The organism is Streptomyces sp. NPDC006207, from assembly GCF_040613835.1.
In the GTDB taxonomy this organism is placed as follows: domain Bacteria; phylum Actinomycetota; class Actinomycetes; order Streptomycetales; family Streptomycetaceae; genus Actinacidiphila.
The window spans coordinates 1-1,241 of the sequence record NZ_JBEXSX010000156.1 but is presented as its reverse complement, the minus strand read 5'-3'; the positions used below and the strand labels follow the sequence as shown (position 1 = coordinate 1,241).

General features: G+C 69.9%; 1 protein-coding gene. It reads left to right on the top strand.

Features of this window, described 5'->3' with window-relative positions:
* Positions 1–50: 50 nt before the first annotated feature.
* Positions 51–1,241: a zinc-dependent alcohol dehydrogenase gene (locus tag ABZ312_RS45115; RefSeq protein ID WP_500332390.1), complete on the top strand. Its 1,191-nt coding sequence runs from the start codon at positions 51–53 to the stop codon at positions 1,239–1,241.

Genomic DNA, 1,241 nt, shown 5'->3' with positions numbered 1-1,241 from the left:
GGTACCCGATGGTCCTGCCGTGAGGGACAACCGCGAGGAAGTGATCGATCATGCGGGCGACCGTGTGGCACGGCAAGCACGACGTACGGGTCGAGACCGTGCCCGACCCCCGGATCGAAGAGCCGACCGACGCGGTGGTGCGCATGACGTCCACCGGCCTGTGCGGATCGGACCTGCACCTGTACGAGGTCCTCGCCCCGTTCATGACGCCCGGCGACATCCTGGGGCACGAACCCATGGGCATCGTCGAGGAGACCGGCTCCGAGGTGGACAACCTGGCGCCCGGCGACCGCGTCGTGGTGCCGTTCCAGATCGCCTGCGGCACCTGCTACATGTGCCGCGAGGGGCTGCCGACGCAGTGCGAGACGACCCAGGTCACCGAGTACGGCTGCGGGGCGGAGCTCTTCGGCTACACCAAGCTCTACGGGCGTGTCCCCGGGGCCCAAGCGGAGTACCTACGGGTGCCGCAGGCGCAGTTCGGCCCGATCAAGGTTCCGGACGGGCCGCCCGACGACCGGTACGTCTACCTCTCCGACGTCCTGCCCACGGCCTGGCAGGCGGTGAAGTACGCCGACGTCCCCCAGGGCGGCAGCGTGGTCGTCCTGGGACTGGGGCCGATCGGCGACATGTGCTGCCGCGTCGCCCGCCACCTGGGCGCGGGCAAGGTCATCGGGGTCGACCACGTACCGGAACGGCTGACCAGGGCGCGCCGTGACGGCGCCCAGGTCTTCAGCCTCGACGAGTACGAGGACCAGGACGATCTCGTGAAGGCCGTACGGAACGCCACCGACGGCCGCGGCCCGGACGCCGTGATCGACGCGGTGGGTACCGAGGCCCACGGCAGCACCCTCGGGAAGCTGGTCCAGCAGTCCGCCGGTCTGCTGCCCCGCGCCTGGGCGGCCAAGCTCATGCAAAACGTCGGCGTCGACCGCCTCGGGGCCCTGCACCTGGCCATCGAACTGGTCCGCCGCGGCGGCACGATCTCGGTGAGCGGCGTGTACGGCGGCATGACCGACCCGCTGCCGATGCTGACGCTGTTCGACAAGCAGATCCAGTTGCGCATGGGCCAGGCGAACGTCCGGCGCTGGAGCGACGAGATCCTCCCGCTCCTGACCGACGAGGACCCGCTCGGCGTGGACGGCTTCGCCACACACCACGTCTCGCTGGAGGAGGCCCCGCAGGCCTACGACATGTTCCAGAAGAAGGCCGACGGTGCCATCAAGGTCCTCATGCACCCGTGA